19 protein-coding genes are annotated in these 17,046 nt (G+C 68.7%); 11 read left to right on the forward strand and 8 right to left on the reverse strand.

What is annotated here, in order from left to right; all coding sequences use genetic code 11:
• Positions 1–197: 197 nt before the first annotated feature.
• Positions 198–1,217, reverse strand: coding sequence for an LLM class flavin-dependent oxidoreductase (locus FS825_RS10220; RefSeq protein ID WP_144712624.1), 1,020 nt, complete (start codon positions 1,215–1,217; stop codon positions 198–200).
• Positions 1,218–1,285: 68 nt separating this feature from the next.
• Between FS825_RS10220 and FS825_RS10225 the strand changes: the two genes are divergently transcribed.
• From FS825_RS10225 to FS825_RS10235, 3 genes are all read left to right on the forward strand, one after another.
• Positions 1,286–3,850, forward strand: a complete 2,565-nt coding sequence (locus FS825_RS10225) for a DEAD/DEAH box helicase (protein ID WP_144712626.1) — start codon at positions 1,286–1,288, stop codon at positions 3,848–3,850.
• Entirely contained in the window at positions 3,850–4,359 is a 510-nt protein-coding gene (locus tag FS825_RS10230; protein ID WP_144712628.1) for a GNAT family N-acetyltransferase, read from the forward strand. The genes FS825_RS10225 and FS825_RS10230 overlap by 1 nt, the downstream gene beginning before the upstream one ends.
• A 74-nt stretch (positions 4,360–4,433) precedes the next feature.
• Complete coding sequence (locus FS825_RS10235; protein WP_144712630.1) at positions 4,434–4,685, forward strand: DUF6458 family protein; 252 nt, start codon at positions 4,434–4,436, stop codon at positions 4,683–4,685.
• A gap of 99 nt (positions 4,686–4,784) precedes the next feature.
• Here the strand turns inward: FS825_RS10235 and FS825_RS10240 are convergent, their stop codons facing one another.
• Together FS825_RS10240 and FS825_RS10245 are read right to left on the reverse strand one after the other, a co-directional pair.
• Positions 4,785–5,306 carry a ribonuclease H family protein gene (locus tag FS825_RS10240; protein WP_144712632.1) on the reverse strand — a complete coding sequence of 174 codons (522 nt, stop codon included), beginning with the start codon at positions 5,304–5,306 and terminating at the stop codon, positions 4,785–4,787.
• 62 nt (positions 5,307–5,368) lie between these two features.
• Positions 5,369–6,268 (reverse strand): LysM peptidoglycan-binding domain-containing protein, encoded by a 900-nt coding sequence (locus FS825_RS10245; RefSeq protein WP_144712634.1) that lies wholly within the window; start codon positions 6,266–6,268, stop codon positions 5,369–5,371.
• Between the two features lie 96 nt (positions 6,269–6,364).
• Between FS825_RS10245 and FS825_RS10250 the strand changes: the two genes are divergently transcribed.
• Genes FS825_RS10250 through FS825_RS10260 form a run of 3 tightly spaced genes read left to right on the forward strand, consistent with a single transcriptional unit; the run spans position 6,365 to position 7,200 of the window.
• Positions 6,365–6,703, forward strand: coding sequence for a hypothetical protein (locus FS825_RS10250; RefSeq protein ID WP_144712636.1), 339 nt, complete (start codon positions 6,365–6,367; stop codon positions 6,701–6,703).
• Between the two features lie 42 nt (positions 6,704–6,745).
• Positions 6,746–6,982 carry a hypothetical protein gene (locus FS825_RS10255; RefSeq protein ID WP_144712638.1) on the forward strand — a complete coding sequence of 79 codons (237 nt, stop codon included), beginning with the start codon at positions 6,746–6,748 and terminating at the stop codon, positions 6,980–6,982.
• Complete coding sequence (locus FS825_RS10260; protein WP_144712640.1) at positions 6,979–7,200, forward strand: hypothetical protein; 222 nt, start codon at positions 6,979–6,981, stop codon at positions 7,198–7,200. Before FS825_RS10255 ends, FS825_RS10260 begins: the two co-directional genes overlap by 4 nt.
• A gap of 11 nt (positions 7,201–7,211) precedes the next feature.
• Here FS825_RS10260 and FS825_RS10265 read toward each other — a convergent pair whose 3' ends face one another.
• Both FS825_RS10265 and FS825_RS10270 read right to left on the reverse strand, forming a co-directional pair.
• Positions 7,212–8,030 carry an aldo/keto reductase gene (locus tag FS825_RS10265; RefSeq protein ID WP_144712642.1) on the reverse strand — a complete coding sequence of 273 codons (819 nt, stop codon included), beginning with the start codon at positions 8,028–8,030 and terminating at the stop codon, positions 7,212–7,214.
• A gap of 52 nt (positions 8,031–8,082) precedes the next feature.
• The gene (locus tag FS825_RS10270) at positions 8,083–9,288 is read right to left on the reverse strand and encodes an MFS transporter (RefSeq protein WP_144712644.1); all 1,206 of its coding nucleotides are present in this window, start codon (positions 9,286–9,288) and stop codon (positions 8,083–8,085) included.
• A gap of 377 nt (positions 9,289–9,665) precedes the next feature.
• Here FS825_RS10270 and nrdH point away from each other — a divergent pair, with 377 nt between their 5' ends.
• From nrdH to nrdF, 4 genes are all read left to right on the forward strand, one after another.
• Positions 9,666–9,899, forward strand: a complete 234-nt coding sequence (gene nrdH, locus FS825_RS10275) for a glutaredoxin-like protein NrdH (RefSeq protein ID WP_022904483.1) — start codon at positions 9,666–9,668, stop codon at positions 9,897–9,899.
• 52 nt (positions 9,900–9,951) lie between these two features.
• The gene (gene nrdI, locus FS825_RS10280) at positions 9,952–10,368 is read left to right on the forward strand and encodes a class Ib ribonucleoside-diphosphate reductase assembly flavoprotein NrdI (RefSeq protein ID WP_144712646.1); all 417 of its coding nucleotides are present in this window, start codon (positions 9,952–9,954) and stop codon (positions 10,366–10,368) included.
• Positions 10,369–10,385: 17 nt separating this feature from the next.
• A complete protein-coding gene (nrdE, locus tag FS825_RS10285) occupies positions 10,386–12,491 on the forward strand; it encodes a class 1b ribonucleoside-diphosphate reductase subunit alpha (RefSeq protein ID WP_144712648.1) in 2,106 nt (701 codons plus the stop codon).
• 93 nt (positions 12,492–12,584) lie between these two features.
• On the forward strand, positions 12,585–13,559 hold the full coding sequence (gene nrdF / locus FS825_RS10290; RefSeq protein ID WP_092094613.1) for a class 1b ribonucleoside-diphosphate reductase subunit beta: 975 nt from the start codon (positions 12,585–12,587) through the stop codon (positions 13,557–13,559).
• 206 nt (positions 13,560–13,765) lie between these two features.
• Here the strand turns inward: nrdF and FS825_RS10295 are convergent, their stop codons facing one another.
• The 3 genes from FS825_RS10295 to FS825_RS10305 all read right to left on the reverse strand — a co-directional run bounded on the left by FS825_RS10295 (position 13,766) and on the right by FS825_RS10305 (position 16,061).
• Positions 13,766–14,269 carry a hypothetical protein gene (locus tag FS825_RS10295; protein ID WP_144712650.1) on the reverse strand — a complete coding sequence of 168 codons (504 nt, stop codon included), beginning with the start codon at positions 14,267–14,269 and terminating at the stop codon, positions 13,766–13,768.
• A 265-nt stretch (positions 14,270–14,534) separates the two neighbouring features.
• Positions 14,535–15,146 (reverse strand): enoyl-CoA hydratase/isomerase family protein, encoded by a 612-nt coding sequence (locus FS825_RS10300; protein ID WP_144712652.1) that lies wholly within the window; start codon positions 15,144–15,146, stop codon positions 14,535–14,537.
• Positions 15,147–15,296: 150 nt separating this feature from the next.
• Positions 15,297–16,061 (reverse strand): alpha/beta fold hydrolase, encoded by a 765-nt coding sequence (locus tag FS825_RS10305; RefSeq protein ID WP_144712654.1) that lies wholly within the window; start codon positions 16,059–16,061, stop codon positions 15,297–15,299.
• A 153-nt stretch (positions 16,062–16,214) separates the two neighbouring features.
• Here FS825_RS10305 and FS825_RS10310 point away from each other — a divergent pair, with 153 nt between their 5' ends.
• A complete protein-coding gene (locus tag FS825_RS10310) occupies positions 16,215–17,033 on the forward strand; it encodes a GntR family transcriptional regulator (RefSeq protein WP_144712656.1) in 819 nt (272 codons plus the stop codon).
• The last annotated feature ends 13 nt before the right edge of the window (positions 17,034–17,046 follow it).

Genomic DNA, 17,046 nt, shown 5'->3' on the forward strand with positions numbered 1-17,046 from the left:
CCTTTGACTTCCTCCACGGCGGCAGAAACCTGTGACCGATCGTCAGCTTTTGCGTCCACTAACCGCGAGTTCGTGTGACAAACCGGTCGGTAGGTGGAACGATGGTTGCACCATCCCGTACGGATCAGGGACGAGATGGTCATCCGGCTGGGCTCCCGGGAGCCTCACCACCTCCTGGTGCGGGCCCGCCGGATGCCCTAGCTCCCGCTCCGCACCGACGGGGCGATCTCCTCGGCGACGATGCGCAGGATCCGTTCGTGGGACGCCGCGTCGCCGTTGGCCGGCAGGGTGATCACGAGCTCGTCCGTCGACGCCACCGCCGGGTCGGCGAGCAGTGCCTCGGTGATCTGCCCGACCGAGCCGGAGACCACCTTGCTGAACCGGAAGGGCGGCGTCCCGGAGAGCGGGCGGCCCTCGTCGTCCATCCCGCTCGCGTACCCGGTGAGGAACTCCTCGTGCACGGCGCGGTCGTGGTCGTCGAGGAGCGGTACGACGATCCGGCCGACCGCGACCTTCGGCGTGCGATCGGGGTGCAGTGCCGCGAACCGCTCCCGGTACGCCGCGATCTGGTCCGCCTGCGCCTGGGCGAACGGCGCACCGGTGTCCTCGGTGTTGAGGGTCGAGCAGTGCAGCAGGAGCCCCTTCTCGGCCGTGCGCACCGCTGTGCCCATGCTGCCGCCGCCCCACCAGACCCGGCTGCGGAGCTCCGGGCTGAGCGGCTGCAGTGTGAGGTCAGCCCCGGCCGGGATGCTCTCGTAGCCCTTGCCGGCGCTGCCGAGCGGGTCGCCCTGCAGGACCTCGAGCAGGCGGGCGGCACGCGCCTCGGCCTCGTCGCGGAAGCTGCGTTCCGACCCGCCGAACACCGGGTCGAGGATCGGTCCGTAGCCCGCGATCCCGGTGCTGATGCCGAGCTGCACGCGGCCACCGCTCAACAGGTCGACGGTGCTGGCGTCCTCGGCGAGGCGCACCGGGTCCTCGTACCGCATGCCGAGCACCGCGGTGCCGAAGCCGATCGTGCTGGTGCGCTGCGCGGCCGCGGCGAAGAACGTCATCGGGCTCGTGAGGAACGGTTCGAAGTGGCGACCCCGGACCCAACCGGTGCCGTACCCGAGGGACTCGGCGGCCTCGAAGAGCCGCAGGCCGTCCTCGAGGGCGGCGGCCGCGCCGGCCGTGCCGCCGTGGTTCGGGACGAAGGAGAGGAAGCCGAGTTCGCGCACGACGCGAGTCTATGCGCGCGTATCGAGCCGCGCCTCCCGTCCGACCGCCCACCTGGGAGGATGGACGCATGACGGACGTCACCTCCCTGCCACCGCTCGTCGCGGCCATCCCCGCGACCACCGGAGGCGCCGTCGATCCCGACGAGGTCTACGAGGCGTTCGCCGACTGGGCGGCCGAGGGCGGGCGTCCGCTGTACCCGGCGCAGGACGAGGCGGTCATCGAACTCGTCTCCGGCGCCAACGTCGTCCTGAGCACCCCGACCGGCACCGGCAAGTCCCTCGTGGCCGCCGGAGCGCACTTCGCCGCGCTCGCCGAGGGGAAGCGGAGTTACTACACCGCGCCGATCAAGGCGCTCGTCTCCGAGAAGTTCTTCCAGCTCGTCGACCTGTTCGGCGCGCAGAACGTCGGCATGGTCACGGGTGACTCCAGCGTCAACGCGGACGCCCCGATCGTGTGCTGCACGGCGGAGATCCTCGCGAACCTCGCTCTCCGGCAGGGGCCGGACGCCGACGTCGACGTCGTGGTGATGGACGAGTTCCACTTCTACGGCGACCCGGACCGCGGGTGGGCGTGGCAGGTGCCGCTGCTGGTGCTCGAGCGCGCGCAGTTCCTGCTCATGTCCGCCACGCTCGGCGACGTCACCACCATCGCCGACGACCTCTCCCGCCGGACCGGACGGCCCACGGCGCGCGTGACCGGGGTCTCCCGTCCCGTCCCGCTCGAGTACGACTACGTCATGACGCCCGTGCAGGAGACCGTCGAACGGCTGCTGGAGGAGGGCAAGGCGCCGATCTACATCGTGCACTTCGCCCAGGCGGCAGCGCTCGAACGGGCGCAGGCGCTGATGTCGGCGAAGGTCGCGTCGCGGGAACGCCGGGACCGCATCGCCGAGGCCATCGCCGGGTTCCGGTTCAGCGCCGGGTTCGGCCAGGTCCTGTCGCGGCTGATCCGTGCCGGCATCGGCGTGCACCACGCCGGGATGCTGCCGAAGTACCGGCGGCTCGTCGAACAGCTCGCCCAGCGCGGACTCCTGCCCGTCATCTGCGGCACCGACACCCTCGGCGTCGGGATCAACGTGCCGATCCGCTCGGTGCTGTTCACCGGACTGACGAAGTTCGACGGCACCAAGATGCGGCAGCTGTCCGCGCGCGAGTTCCACCAGATCGCCGGACGTGCCGGCCGTGCCGGGTACGACACCGAAGGGGACGTCGTCGCCGAGGCGCCCGAGCACGACATCGAGAACGCGCGGTCGCTCGCCAAGGCCGGGGACGACCCGAAGAAGAAGAGCAAGATCAAGCGGAAGAAGGCGCCCGAGGGCTTCGTGTCGTGGGGGCAGGCGTCGTTCGAGCGTCTCATCGCCGCGGAACCGGAGCCGATGGGCTCGCGGATGCGGATCACGCACGCGATGGTGCTGTCGGTCGTGGCGCGGGGCGGTTCGCCCTTCGAAGAGGTGCGGGCGCTGGTGTTCGAGAACCACGAGCCCCGCGCTCGGCAGCTCGCCATGGCCCGGCGGGCGCTCGTCATCGCGCGGACGCTCATCAACGCCCAGGTGATCGAGCGGGTCCCCGGGCCGCCGGTCACCTACCGCCTGACGGTCGACCTCGCACCGAACTTCGCGCTCAACCAGCCCCTGTCGCCGTTCGCGCTCGCCGCGTTCGAGCTGCTCGACCCGTCGTCGCCCACGTACGCGCTCGACATGGTGTCCGTCGTCGAAGCGACCCTCGACGACCCGCGGGCGATCCTCTCGCAGCAGCAGTTCAAGGAGCGCGGCGAGGCCGTCGCCCGGATGAAGCAGGAGGGGATCGAGTACGAGGAGCGGATGGAGCTGCTCGAGGAGGTCACCTGGCCCAAGCCGCTGTCCGAGCTCTTGGAAGCGGCGTACGAGGCCTACGCCGCCGAGCAGCCCTGGGTGCTCGACTTCGCGCTGTCACCGAAGGCCGTCGTCCGGGACATGTACGAGCGGGCGATGACCTTCGGCGACTTCGTGCGGTTCTACCAGCTCACCCGCTCCGAGGGCCTCGTGCTGCGGTACCTCTCCGACGCCTACCGCACCATGCGGCAGACGATCACGGACGAGCAGCGGACCCCCGAGCTCGACGACCTCATCGAGTGGCTCGGCGAGGTCGTCAAGCAGACCGACTCGTCGCTCGTCGACGAGTGGGAGGCGCTGATGAACGGGGACGTGCTGCTCGCGTCGACCGAGCACGAGGAGATCGCGCCGCCGCAACCGGCACGGCTCACCGGGAACCCGCGGGCGTTCCGGGTGCTCGTGCGGAACGCCCTGTTCCAGCGGGTGCTGCTCGCCGCGGCAGACGACCCGTCGGGGCTCGGCGAGCTCGACGCGACCAGTGGGTTCGACCACTCGGCGTGGGACAACGTGCTCGAGGAGTACTACGAGGAGCACGACGCGATCGGCACCGACGCGGACGCCCGGTCGATGCAGTACCTCGTGCTCGACGAGCAGGGGAGGACCTGGCGTGCCCGGCAGATCTTCGCGGACCCGGAGGGCGACAAGGACTTCGGGTTCTCGGCGACGATCGACCTCGACGCGTCCGACGACGCCGGCGAAGCGGTCGTGCGGGTGACGGAGATCGGGCGGTTCGACGGGTGGTCCGAGGTGGACGTCGACTGATGTCGCCGTCCACCGTGCGGGCGCTCGACGCGGGTGACGTCGAGGCGCTGCAGGCGCTCCTCGAGACCGTGCCGGACTACGCCCGGCGGATCACCGGCTACCCGCCGGGTCCGTCCGACGGCCTCAGTGCCTTGCTCTCGGTACCCGACGGGTACGACCCGGTCGGCAAGCTCGGCATCGGGCTGTGGAGCGACGACGAGCTCGTGGCGTTCGCGGACGTGCTCCTCGGGTACCCGGATCCGTCGGTGGCGTACATCGGCCTGTTGGTCGTGCGGGGTGGACGACAGGGCGCCGGGGTCGGCCGAGCGATGCACGACGCGGTCGTCGAGCGGGTGCGCACGGTGTCCGGGGTCGAGCGACTCCGGCTGGGCGTCGTCGCGACCAACGCCGAGGTCGCAGAGCCGTTCTGGCGCGCCCTCGGGTACGAGCCGACCGGGGAACGCGGGCCCTACCGGTACGACCACCTCGAGAGCACCGTCGCGCTCTGGGAACGCCGGCTCGAACAGTGAGCCAGCCGAACGGGTAGGTTCGGCGCCAGCCCTCGGCCGACCGGACCGGGGACCGCATCGAGAGGACCCCGACCGTGCGCATCGGATCGAGCATCGCCCTGATCGTCATCGGCGCCATCGTGGCGTTCGCCCTGGACATCCAGCTGGCGGGCGTCGACCTTCGGCTGATCGGCTACATCCTCATGGCCGCCGGGGTCGTGCTGCTCATCATCAGCCTCGCCGTGGCCTTCGGCGGACGCCGCACCACGACCACCACGCGCTCGGGGGTCGACCCGGCATCGGGTGAGCAGATCACGCGCCAGGACCGGCGCGACGGGACGTACTGACGCGCGCAGGCCTGCGGGCCTGGCCGGGTGACCGGCCCTGGCCGGTTCTCCCGCCCTGACCAGGTGTCCGGGACGGGCCGCGTTCTCCGGCCCCGCCGGTCAGAAGAGGGTTGCGGGCGGGGTCGCCTCGGGCAGCGCAGCCGGCTCCGCGACCTCGACCCCGGGCCAACCCGGCCCGTGCGGGACGTCGGTGCCCTGCTGGTAGGCGGTCGCCGCACCCCGGGCACGGACGTCGGCTGCCTCGTTCATCTCGTGCCCCATGTGGCCGCGGACCCACTCGAACGTGACCTTGCGGCCCTGCAGCTCGGCGTCGAGTTCCTTGATGATCTCGACGTTGAGGACCGGCTTGCCGTCAGCCTTCCGCCAGCCCTTCCGCTTCCATCCTGCGAGCCACTCGGTGCACGCCTTGATCGCGTACTGGCTGTCGCAGAGGATGTGCAGCGGCTCGCCGGTGTCCTTCGTGGCGCGCAGCAGCTGCAGCACGGCGGTGAGCTCGCCCTGGTTGTTCGTCCCGCGAGGCCAGCCGCCCGCGGCCCAGCGGTCGTCGTCGACGTACCAGGCCCAGCCGGCGGGGCCGGGGTTGCCGAGGGCTGAGCCGTCTGCGGCGGCGACGATCGTCACGGTGGACCTCCTGCTGGTGCGAGTGCTGGTCAACCGTAACGGACCGCACCGACCCCGGTCGCTCAGCGCGCGGCCGGGTCGAGGTTGAGGGTGGTGTCCTCGTAGATCCACCCGTTGTCCTGCACCTGCATGGTCGGGTTGAGCCAGCGGAGCTCGGCGATCGTGATCCCGAACCGCTTCGCCACGGTGGTCTGGTCGTCGCCGTGCGCCACCTGGTAGGTCGACGGTGTGCCGTGCCCGTCGAAGTGCGTCCCGTGCTCGTCGAACACGTACCCGTAGGCGCCGGGACGGTCCTTGCCGACGGTGATGTGGATGTCCGGGTACGGGTTCGGGATCTTCCAGTCGAGCGCACCCACCGCGAGGACCGACCCCACCGAGGGGCGCGTGTCGGAGTCGCCGCCCTGCTTCGGCGCGACGACGAGGACGACGTCACGCAGCCAGTCCGGGCGGTTGCCGGCCGAGTACAGGCTGACGCTGGTCGGGGCATCGGCGGGCGGTTCCCACGTGGTCGATCCGACCGCGGCGTTGTCCCAGTAGTCGCCGTACTCGGCGGTCCGGCGGAACTCGATGGTCAACGGCTGCGGGTTCGTCGTCCGGAAGTCGGAGAGCTCCGCGTCGAACCGGCCGTCGTCGCGTGCCACGACACGCACGTGGATGCTCGTCTCCCCGCTCTTCGACACCGCGTCCGTCTCGGCCACGACCGTGCCCTCCGGGACGACCGGGTCGGACTGCACCTGCTCCGTGCTCAGCGTCGGGTCGGGCTGCGGTGTCTGCGCGCTGCCGTCCACGGAAGTCTGCCGTGTCGGCTCCGGCAGGGCGTCGTCCCCGCCGAACGCGGAGCAGCCGGTGAGCAGCAGTACTGCCGCGGCCGTCCCGACGACCGCGGTCGCCGCAGCGCGCCCCGCTCGCGTCCGTGGTCGTCCTCGTCGGATCGTCCGCTCTCGCGTCGTTCGCCCTCGCATCGTTCCCCCCTCGCCGAGATCGTAGCGGGGCCGCCGACCGTGGTTGAACCCCGTGATCGAACTGGTACCCGGGACCCACGGACTACCGTCCAACGCATGAGCGACAACATCCCGAACGCACCAGGCCCGGAACCGTCCGACGACCGGGCACGCACCGACGCCCTGCGTGACCGGACGCAGCACGACGACGAGCAGGGGTCGGGGGAGCGCGAGCAGCGCGCGGCCGACACCTCGTACAGCCCGTCGAGCGAGCGGGAGATGGACGCGTCGCAGACCAAGCAGCGCGACCGCGCCGACCTGGAGGCCGACGGCATCGATCCCTCGCGCGTGGTCGCCGCACCCGGGACGGGCGGCGCCGACGACGCGGGCGACGTCGAGCCCGAGCCGGGTGACCTCCACCTGCCGTGGCAGTCCGAGGAGGACCGCCAGGGCTAGCCGTCCCTCCGAGCGCCATCCCTGCCGTGTAGTGTCCGCGGCATGCCGGTTCCCTGGATGGAGCGCTCGGGCCGGACCCCGGGAGGGGTCGTCGGCGCCTGGTTCAACGTCGTCGTGTGTGCGGCCCTCGTGATCGCCCTGCCGACGATCACGTTGATCCGGAGCCATGACCTGACCCAAATCGCGTTCGCGGTCTTCCTCACGGCCATCGCGGTCACGCTCGAGGTGGTCTTCGTCCGGAACCTCCGCCAGCAGATCGAACGGCGGCGTGGGCAGTGAACGGGTCGACGTGGTTCGGGATCGGCGCGATCGTCGTGGCGCTCTGGGGCATCATCATCGCCGTCTTCAACCGATGGGCGCAGTCAATCGGCGGGGACGAGCTCATGAACGGCCGACCACTCACACCGACCTTCGTCCGCGGGATCGGCGTCTTCCTCGCCATCGCTGGAACGGCGATGGCGATCGTCGCCTTCAGCGGCTTGCTGCCGGCGAAGTAGCGACTACGCCGTCAGGCGACGGAGTCCGGGTGCGACCCGGTCCGCTGCCCTGACTCGAGCGACGCGATCGCGGCGAGGTCCTCATCGGACAGCACGAACCCGTCGACGTCGAGGTTGGACCGGATCCGCGACGGCGTCACCGACTTCGGTAGCACCACCACCCCCTGCTGCACGTTCCACCGCACGAGCACCTGCGCGACACTCACCCCGTGGGCGTCCGCGATGCGCGTGAGCACCGGGTCCTCGATGAGCCGCCCGCGGCCGAGCGGCGACCAGGCCTCGGTCACGATGCCGTGCTGCTCGTGGAAGGCGATGAGCTCCCGCTGCGGCAGCCACGGGTGCCGTTCGACCTGGTTGACGGCGGGGACCTCGCCCGTCTCGTCGATGATCCGTTCGAGGTGCGGGACCTGGAAGTTCGACACCCCGACGCTCCGCGCCCGGCCGGACGCCCGCAGCTCGACGAGGGCGCGCCAGGTCTCGACGTACCGGTCGTTCGCCGCCGCCGGCCAGTGGATGAGGTAGAGGTCGACCGCGTCGAGCCCGAGCCGCTCGAGGCTCTGGTCGAACGCCCGCAGGGTCGCGTCGCGCCCCTGGTGGTCGTTCCACACCTTGGTCGTCACGAAGAGGTCGTCACGGTCCAGCCTGGAGGCGCGGATCGCCTTCCCGACGCCGGTCTCGTTGCCGTACATCTCGGCTGTGTCGACGTGCCGGTACCCGGCCTCGAGCGCGAGACCGACGGCGGCCTCGGCTGCGGTGTCGTCGACCTTGTAGACGCCGAAGCCGATGGCAGGGATCGACGCGCCGTCGCGGAGGGGGACTGAGGTGACCATGCACCCATCCTGCCGATCCCGACGGGGGTGCGCCGCGCCTCCAGGCCGTCCGTCAGGTGGGGAGGTCCACCGGCTCGGTGTCGGGGATGGGGCTGGCGTCGCGACCGCGCAGGTCGGGCAGCCACCGCTTGGTCACGAGCGGGAGGAGCACGCCGAGGAAGGCCGCGACCGCGCCCACCATGAGTCCACCCGTCGGTCCGTGCCCGTCGATGAGGAAGCCGGCCACGGCCGAGCCACCAGCGGCGCCGATGAGCTGACCGGTGCCCATCCAGCCGTAGGCCTCTGCCGTGTCGGAGAACTTCACCGTCGCCGAGACCGAGCCGAACATGACGGCCAACGCCGGCGCGATGCCCCCGCCGGCGATGACGAGCGCGAGGCAGAGCCACCAGAAGTCGGTGCCACCCACGGCCAGGGCGAGTCCGACGAACACGATCGCCATCCGCGTCCACAGCGTGTTCGGGGAGATCGGACGGTGGCCGAACGCCAGCCCGCCGACGAGCGATCCGACCGCGAACACGGCGAGGACGATGCCGGCGTTCGGGCTGCCCTCGCCGAAGACGCTGGTGACGCTGGCCTCGACCGCGGCGCACGCCCCGATGAGGAGGAGGCCGGTGAGGGTGGCCACGACGACCGACGGTCGCCGCAGCACGACGCCGAACGCGCGCTTCGACCGAGGGATGCGGACACGACCGAGCTCGGGGGAGGCGATGAACCACGCGCCGCCGACCACGAGGAACGCCATCGCGACGACGATCGCCTGCACCGTGCCGATCTGCGTCGCGACGAACGTCGTGATGACGGGGCCGGCGACCCAGATGAGCTCCTGCGCGCTCGCGTCGAGGGAGAACAGGGGGGTGAGCTGTGCCGACGTCACCATCTTGGGGTAGATGGTGCGGACCGCGGGCTGCACGGGCGGGACCGCGAGGCCGCCGAGGAACCCGACCACCACGTACGCCCACAGCGGCATGAGGACGAAGGCGATCACGCCCATGCTCGCGAGCGCGACGAGACTCGTGAGGACGAGCACCGGACGCATGCCCCAGCTGCCCATCCACCGACTGGTGAGCGGGCCGGCGATCGCCTGCCCGACGCTCGTGGTCGCGAGGACGAGGCCGGCCGCCCCGTAGGAGTGGAAGACGTGCTCGACGTGCAGCAGGTACGCGAGCGAGAGCATGCCGAACGGGAAGCGTGCGGTGAGCTGCGCGGCGATGACCCGACCGACGCCGGGGGTCTTCAGCAGGGGGCCGTACGTGCTCACGTGACGAGTGTACGGACCGGACGGGAAGGCCTGTCACCCGTCCGGGGGAGGTGTGGACGAGCGGTCGCCGCGGGACCCGCGCGACACGCCGATCCGGAGGTGTGCACACCCGTGGAGAGATCACTCCACAAGGTGTGGAGGAGTGTCGGTGGGCGATGCAAGAGTGGCGGAATCACGGGCCTCTCCGAGCTGTTCACACTGTGGAGGGCGTTGTGGAGAACTACACGGCTGTAACACTTTCTCTTGTGGTCGGTCCCGGTGTCGGCCACTAGATGTAGTATCGAGTCACCGGAACGCACCCGCCCCGAACAGGGGTCGGAACACCGGTCCACATGCACCAGCACCACCCACACACAGCGCAACCACCAGGGGAGATCATGGCCGTCACCGTCTACACCAAGCCGTCCTGCGTCCAGTGCACCGCGACGTACCGGGCACTCGACAACAAGGGCATCCAGTACGAGGTGCACGACGTCTCCACCGACGAAGCCGCGCTCGAGCACGTCAAGAGCCTCGGCTACCTGCAGGCCCCCGTCGTCGTGACCGACGACGACCACTGGTCGGGCTTCCGCCCCGACAAGATCGCGACGCTCAGCGCCGAACTGGCGTAGGGCGCCCCCGCGCCGGTCAGGCGTGGATCGACCTTCTTCCCAGGAGGGCACCATGAGCCGATTGGTCTACTTCTCGAGCGTGTCCGGGTACACCGCGCGCTTCGTCGAGAAGCTCGGCCTCGACGCGGACCGGATCCCGCTCTACCCGAACGACCCGTTCCTCCACGCGGACGAGCCGTACGTGCTCGTCCTGCCCACCTACGGCGGCGGCAACGGGGATGGCGCGGTCCCCAAGCAGGTCATCAAGTTCCTCAACGACGAACGCAACCGCTCACTCATCCGCGGTGTGATCGTCGGGGGCAACACGAACTTCGGCGAGGCCTACGGGCTCGCAGGGGACGTCATCGCACGGAAGTGCCACGTCCCCGTCCTCTACAGATTCGAACTCTTCGGCACGCCTGACGATGTGCAGGCGGTCACCACAGGATTGGATGCATTTTGGACGCAGCAGTTGCAGACGTCGATCTGACGTCGCCGCAGACGGGGATGGACTACCACTCCCTCAACGCGATGCTCAACCTCTACGACGCGGACGGGAACATCCAGTTCGACAAGGATCGTGAGGCCGCCAAGCAGTTCTTCCTGCAGCACGTCAACCAGAACACCGTCTTCTTCCACAACCTGAAGGAGCGGCTCGACTACCTGGTCGAGAACGAGTACTACGAAAAGGCCACGATCGACCAGTACTCGCTGGAGTTCATCCAGCGGCTGAACGACCTGGCGTACTCGAAGAAGTTCCGGTTCCAGACGTTCCTCGGCGCGTTCAAGTACTACACGAGCTACACGCTCAAGACGTTCGACGGCAAGCGCTACCTCGAACGCTTCGAGGACCGCGTCGTGATGACCGCCCTCGGCCTGGCACAGGGCAACGAACAGCTCGCGATCGACCTCGTCGAGGAGATCATCGCCGGCCGCTTCCAGCCTGCGACCCCGACGTTCCTCAACACCGCGAAGGCCCAGCGCGGCGAACTCGTCTCCTGCTTCCTCCTCCGCATCGAGGACAACATGGAGTCGATCTCGCGCGGCATCAACTCCTCGCTGCAGCTCTCGAAGCGCGGCGGCGGCGTGGCCTTGCTCCTCTCCAACATCCGTGAGGCCGGCGCCCCGATCAAGCAGATCGAGAACCAGTCCTCCGGGATCATCCCCGTGATGAAGCTGCTGGAGGACTCCTTCTCCTACGCGAACCAGCTCGGTGCGCGTCAGGGTGCCGGTGCCGTCTACCTGTCGGCGCACCACCCGGACATCATGAAGTTCCTCGACACCAAGCGCGAGAACGCCGACGAGAAGATCCGCATCAAGACGCTGTCGCTCGGCGTCGTCGTGCCGGACATCACGTTCGAGCTCGCGAAGAACAACGAGGACATGTACCTGTTCTCGCCGTACGACGTCGAGAAGGTCTACGGCGTCCCGTTCGGCGACGTCCCGATCTCCGAGAACTACCGCGCGATGGTCGACGACTCGCGCATCAAGAAGACGAAGATCAAGGCGCGTGACTTCTTCACGACCATCGCCGAGATCCAGTTCGAGTCCGGCTACCCGTACATCGTGTTCGAGGACACGGTGAACAAGGCCAACCCGATCAAGGGTCGGATCAACATGTCCAACCTGTGCTCGGAGATCCTGCAGGTCAACACCCCGACCACGTTCAACGAGGACCTCTCGTACAACGCGATCGGCAAGGACATCTCCTGCAACCTCGGCTCGCTGAACATCGCGCTGACGATGGACTCGCCGGACTTCGGCCGCACCATCGAGACCGCCATCCGCGGCCTCACCTCGGTGTCGCAGATGTCGCACATCACGTCGGTCCGCTCCGTCGAGGACGGCAACGACAAGTCGCACGCCATCGGCCTCGGCCAGATGAACCTGCACGGCTACCTCGCTCGTGAGCGCGTCCACTACGGCTCCGAAGAGGGCATCGACTTCACGAACATCTACTTCTACACGGTGCTGTTCCACGCCCTGCGCGCGTCGAACAAGATCGCGATCGAGACCGGCGAGACCTTCGACGGGTTCCGCGACTCCAAGTACGCGTCGGGCGAGTTCTTCGACAAGTACACGGACCAGGCGTGGACCCCCGCGACCGCCCGTGTCGCGTCGCTCTTCGACAACGCGAACATCACGATCCCGACGCAGGACGACTGGAAGGCGCTGAAGGCGTCCATCCAGGAGCACGGCATCTACAACCAGAACCTGCAGGCCGTCCCGCCGACCGGTTCGATCTCGTACATCAACCACTCCACGTCGTCGATCCACCCGATCGCGTCGAAGATCGAGATCCGCAAGGAAGGCAAGCTCGGTCGCGTCTACTACCCGGCGCCGTTCATGACGAACGACAACCTGGACTACTACCAGGACGCGTACGAGATCGGCCCGGAGAAGATCATCGACACGTACGCCGCGGCGACGCAGCACGTCGACCAGGGTCTGTCCCTGACGCTGTTCTTCAAGGACACCGCCACCACGCGCGACATCAACAAGGCGCAGATCTACGCATGGCGCAAGGGCATCAAGACGATCTACTACATCCGTCTGCGCCAGCTCGCCCTCGAAGGCACCGAGGTCGAGGGCTGCGTCAGCTGCATGCTGTAGAGCCTGCCGCTCTCTTTTCCTGGAGGCGCGGTGCCAGCCCGCACCGCGCCTCCAGTCCGTCACTCAGTCACCATCTCTTGAAGGAAACGTGCGTTGGTCGAGAAGCTGAAGCTCATTGATCGGGTCCAGGCCATCAACTGGAACCGCATCCAGGACGACAAGGACGTCGAGGTCTGGAACCGCCTCGTCAACAACTTCTGGCTGCCCGAGAAGGTGCCGCTGTCGAACGACGTGCAGTCGTGGAACACGCTGACCCCGGCCGAGCAGAAGCTGACCATGCGCGTCTTCACCGGCCTGACCCTGCTGGACACCATCCAGGGCACCGTCGGCGCCGTGTCGCTCATCCCCGACGCGATCACCCCGCACGAAGAAGCCGTGTACACGAACATCGCGTTCATGGAGTCGGTGCACGCCAAGAGCTACTCGTCGATCTTCTCGACCCTCGCGTCGACGCCCGAGATCGACGAAGCCTTCCGTTGGTCGGAGGAGAACCCGAACCTGCAGAAGAAGGCGTCCATCGTGATGGACTACTACCAGGGCGACAACCCGCTGAAGCGCAAGGTCGCGTCGACGCTGCTCGAGTCGTTCCTGTTCTACTCCGGGTTCTACCTGCCGATGCACTGGTCGTCGCGCGCCAAGCTCACGAACACCGCCGACCTCATCCGCCTGATCATCCGCGACGAAGCCGTCCACGGGTACTACATCGGGTACAAGTTCCAGAAGGGGCTCGAGCAGGCGACGCAGGCCGAGCGTGACGAGCTCAAGGACTACACGTTCTCGCTCATGTACGAGCTGTACGACAACGAGGTGCAGTACACACAGGACCTCTACGACGAGGTCGGGCTGACGGAGGACGTCAAGAAGTTCCTGCACTACAACGCGAACAAGGCGCTGATGAACCTCGGGTACGAGCCAATGTTCCCGAAGAACATCACGGACGTGAACCCGGCGATCCTGTCCGCCCTGTCGCCGAACGCTGACGAGAACCACGACTTCTTCTCGGGGTCGGGGTCGTCGTACGTGATCGGGAAGGCCGTGAACACGGAGGACGAGGACTGGGACTTCTGAGTCTGGTCTGATCCGCGGGGACGCCCCGCTGGCTTCGGCCGGCGGGGCGTCCGTCGTCGGGCGCGGACACGGACCTCGTCGGCGTGGCGCTGCCTGAGTTGGCGTGTTCCGCGTGAGCAGTACCTGTTGATGCTCACCTGGAGTTCGTATCCGGGTGGGCATCACCCGTCACTGCCCAGTGGCGAGGTCCCCCTGAGCGGACACCCTCAGGCCACGTCCGACCAGCTGGCGCACTTGCCTCGACTCGTCATGTAGCCGGGGCCACCGCGAGAGCCGCATCCCGCCTCCGAGTGCTTCTTGTCTTGCTGACAAGCCTCCCAAGCATCCCTCGCCGCGTTCTTCTCCTCTTCGGCGTGCTTGGCTGCCGCAGTGGCTTTCTCCACGTAGCCCCATGCCCGGTCAACGTCGTCCTGCTGTTCGTTGACGGTCGAATTGACCTGCCGGTCGCATTCCGCCATCCCGCCCTTGCTCGGGTGGTGCATGTAGCAGCCGATCAGCTCGGCGGTGGCGGTGGCCGGGGACCACTGGCGGTCGACCGCCTGTTGATGCTCGCGAATGGCCGCTGACTGCGTCGAAACGGCGTCCTGCCACGTCCGGAGGGCGTCCTGGTAAGCCCTCATGTCATCAGCGCACTCGTCGTCGCTGTCGTGAGCCGTGATGAACGACCCGTCCTTCATGAACACGATGAGCGGATTGCCTGTTGAACTCATCTTGGCGGCCCTTGCGTCGTGCCCTGATCGGGCGTTCCCTACGTTGCGCTGAGAGGAAGGCGCCGCTGGCGAGCGACGCGATGAGAGGCTGGTCGGCGGGCACACGACCCGCCGACGGGCAGAGTGTACCTCTCGGCCGCCTGGTCACGCTCGCCGAGTAGCCATGCACCTCTCGGTGGTGTCCCGGGCTCTCGAGTCGACTCGAAATCCGCCACGGCGGAGCGTCCCCGTCGGGCGCGGATGATCGCGCCTGCTGATCGGTGGCTCAGAGCTGGGACGCGACCCGGCGGAGCAGTCCTTCGATGTCGCGTTCGCTCACACGGGTCTGCACGTCAAGTTCGGCGGTGGCGCCCATGTTCTTCTGCGCGCGCTCGTGCTGCACCAGTGCCCACCGCGCGTCGTTCTCGACCCGGAGACCCTCGGTCAGGTCCGCGGACGGCAGCGCCTTCTTGACGCCGGCCACGACGTGCGCGCCGATTGATGCGATGTTGTGGGCGATGGTGTCGACGAAACTGTCGAGCTCAGCGGCTCTCAGCGCCCGGTTGATCCAGCCGTGCTGCGCGACTGTCGCGGCATCGACCAGATCCGCGCCCACGACGGCCCCCAGCGCGCGGGCGCGGCCCATCCACTCGCGCAGGTCCTGCGTGCCGTCGCCACCGGGCATGATCCCCAGCAGCGCTTCGTTCTGCGCGAGCTTCACGGTCTCGGCCGCGGCGAGAGTCATGTCTGCAGCCACGACGAACTCAGCACCGGCGGCGCACGCGACGCCGGCGAGCTTCACGATGGACACCCGGGGTTGACCTCGGAGGAGCTCGCTGACGCCCTGGTGAACGTTGACGGTCGGATACTTCTCGGCCACTTCCACCAGCTGCGGCATGCCACGGGTCGTGCATCGGGCCCCAGCAGCAGCGGTATCGCAGCGGTCAACCCCGGCCTGATCGCCCCGATGCCGCTCAGCATCGGCCGGCGGGGCGTCCGTCGTCGGGCGCCCCGCTGGTCTGAATCGCCTGTCGTGGTCTGCGGAACGTCAGGGCTGCGTTGCTCGGGTCAGCCATTCTCCGAGCAACGCCTTGAGGATCGCGGGCTGCTCGTGCGGTAGTGCGTGCCCGGCTCCGTCGAGGACGGCGAGCGTCGCGTGCGGGTGCTGGTGGACGAGCTCGGCAGCTGCGGCGAAGCCGGCGGTCGAGTCCTGCCTCCCCGCGACCACGAGCATCGGGCCGTGGAAGACACCGGAGCTGTCCACTTCCCACGTCGCACCGGTCCGCTCCAGGAACGCGCCGTCCGCGAGCGGCAGTGCCGGTGCGACGTACCGTTCGTACCGCTCGAGCAGCTCGGGCGTCTGCACCACGAAGTAGTCCCGGAAGCCCTCGTCCCCGAGTTCCGGGGCCGCCACGACCGGCTGGTGCGCAGGGACGTCGTGGGCGGACGCGAGCAGCGGACACACGAGCGCCAAGCCGGCCACTCGACTCCCGGCGCTCCGCGCGACGGCCTGCGCCAGGTACCCGCCCGCAGAATGTCCGACCAGGAGTACGGGCTCCCGCGCGATCGCCTCGACGAACTCGACGAGGACCGTCACCACGTCGGCGGCACTGCGGACGGATCCGTCGGCGGGTGACTGACCCATGCCTGGCAGGTCGAGGTAGATGCGTCGCACTCCGGGGCGGTCGAGCGCGGGTTCGAAGCCGACCTCGGCTTCGCGGTGATCGACGCCGGCACCGTGCAGCACCACGACCGGACGACCGGCCCCGTGCTCCACGAAGCGGATGCTGCTGCTCGCGATCGTGCGGATCATCTGGGAACGATGCCGCCACAGCTCGAGGAGCGCAACCCTGACGACCCGCGAAACGATCCTGTAACACCCCGGTGACCATCGGCGACACCCGTCGTCCATATGCTCGCCTGCATCTGAGGGCCGCACTCTGACGGCCCGGGCAGGAGACCCGTCGTGGACACGCAACCCGAACTCATCGAGGCCATCGGACGGGCGAGGGCGGGCAGCGGCCAACGCATCCGCGAGCTCCTGCAGTCCTCGCCTCGGCGCGCCCACGTCCTGCTCCGCGCCAGCATCCGTCGTGGCCTGCTGACGGCTGGCCGTCCGGTCGAGGAACAGAACCTCATCATGTCGATGATGATGAGCCGCAACAGCATCCGATCCGCCCTCACGATGCTCGGCGCCGAGGGACTCATCGAGCGTCGCCAGAAGGTCGGGACGAGCGTCGTCGCCTCGATCTCGGAGCTGCCGCTGCTCGAACTGCTGCCCGTCGGCGGGTGGACCCGAGCTGAGGAGGACCCCGAGCGCCCGTCGGTCGCGCTGGAGATCTCGGAGCTGGAGCGCGGCACCGTCTTCGCGGACGAACACATCCGCTCGCGCCTCGACATCGACGACGAGCGCGTCCTGATGCGTGAGGACCTCGTGACCCGCGGAGGTGAGCCGCTCGGCGTCCTGGTCGGGTACTACCCGATCAGCGCACCGGACCTCCTCGTCGGCGACGACGACCGCGATGCCCAACTGAACGCGATGCGGCAGGTGGCGCTCTCCCACGTCGAGGCGACCGTCGAAGCGGTCAACTGTGACGAGCGCACCGCGAAGGTCCTGAAGGTGGCGGTGGGCGCGGCGATCCTCGTCCGGGAGACGGTCGTGCACGGTGCCGACGGTCGACCGACCATGCTCGCCTACGGTCACTACCGGGGGGACCGCGTCGCGCTCTGGGCAAAGCACGACGACGTGCCCGCGATGCTCCACACGCACGATCCCGGCCGCTGACCGGCAGCGGTCG

Origin of the sequence: Curtobacterium pusillum (genome assembly GCF_007680845.1) — a bacterium.
Taxonomy (GTDB): Bacteria; Actinomycetota; Actinomycetes; order Actinomycetales; family Microbacteriaceae; genus Curtobacterium; species Curtobacterium pusillum_B.

Excerpts from the sequence above, each read along its gene's own strand:
- FS825_RS10225 (WP_144712626.1), top strand. The coding sequence starts at position 1,286 with ATGACGGACGTCACCTCCCTGCCACCGCTCGTCGCGGCCATCCCCGCG.
- FS825_RS10230 (WP_144712628.1), top strand. The coding sequence starts at position 3,850 with ATGTCGCCGTCCACCGTGCGGGCGCTCGACGCGGGTGACGTCGAGGCG.
- FS825_RS10245 (WP_144712634.1), bottom strand. The coding sequence starts at position 6,268 with ATGCGAGGGCGAACGACGCGAGAGCGGACGATCCGACGAGGACGACCA.
- FS825_RS10250 (WP_144712636.1), top strand. The coding sequence starts at position 6,365 with ATGAGCGACAACATCCCGAACGCACCAGGCCCGGAACCGTCCGACGAC.
- FS825_RS10255 (WP_144712638.1), top strand. The coding sequence starts at position 6,746 with ATGCCGGTTCCCTGGATGGAGCGCTCGGGCCGGACCCCGGGAGGGGTC.
- FS825_RS10265 (WP_144712642.1), bottom strand. The coding sequence starts at position 8,030 with ATGGTCACCTCAGTCCCCCTCCGCGACGGCGCGTCGATCCCTGCCATC.
- nrdH (WP_022904483.1), top strand. The coding sequence starts at position 9,666 with ATGGCCGTCACCGTCTACACCAAGCCGTCCTGCGTCCAGTGCACCGCG.
- nrdI (WP_144712646.1), top strand. The coding sequence starts at position 9,952 with ATGAGCCGATTGGTCTACTTCTCGAGCGTGTCCGGGTACACCGCGCGC.
- nrdE (WP_144712648.1), top strand. The coding sequence starts at position 10,386 with ATGGACTACCACTCCCTCAACGCGATGCTCAACCTCTACGACGCGGAC.
- FS825_RS10295 (WP_144712650.1), bottom strand. The coding sequence starts at position 14,269 with ATGAGTTCAACAGGCAATCCGCTCATCGTGTTCATGAAGGACGGGTCG.
- FS825_RS10300 (WP_144712652.1), bottom strand. The coding sequence starts at position 15,146 with ATGCCGCAGCTGGTGGAAGTGGCCGAGAAGTATCCGACCGTCAACGTT.
- FS825_RS10305 (WP_144712654.1), bottom strand. The coding sequence starts at position 16,061 with ATGATCCGCACGATCGCGAGCAGCAGCATCCGCTTCGTGGAGCACGGG.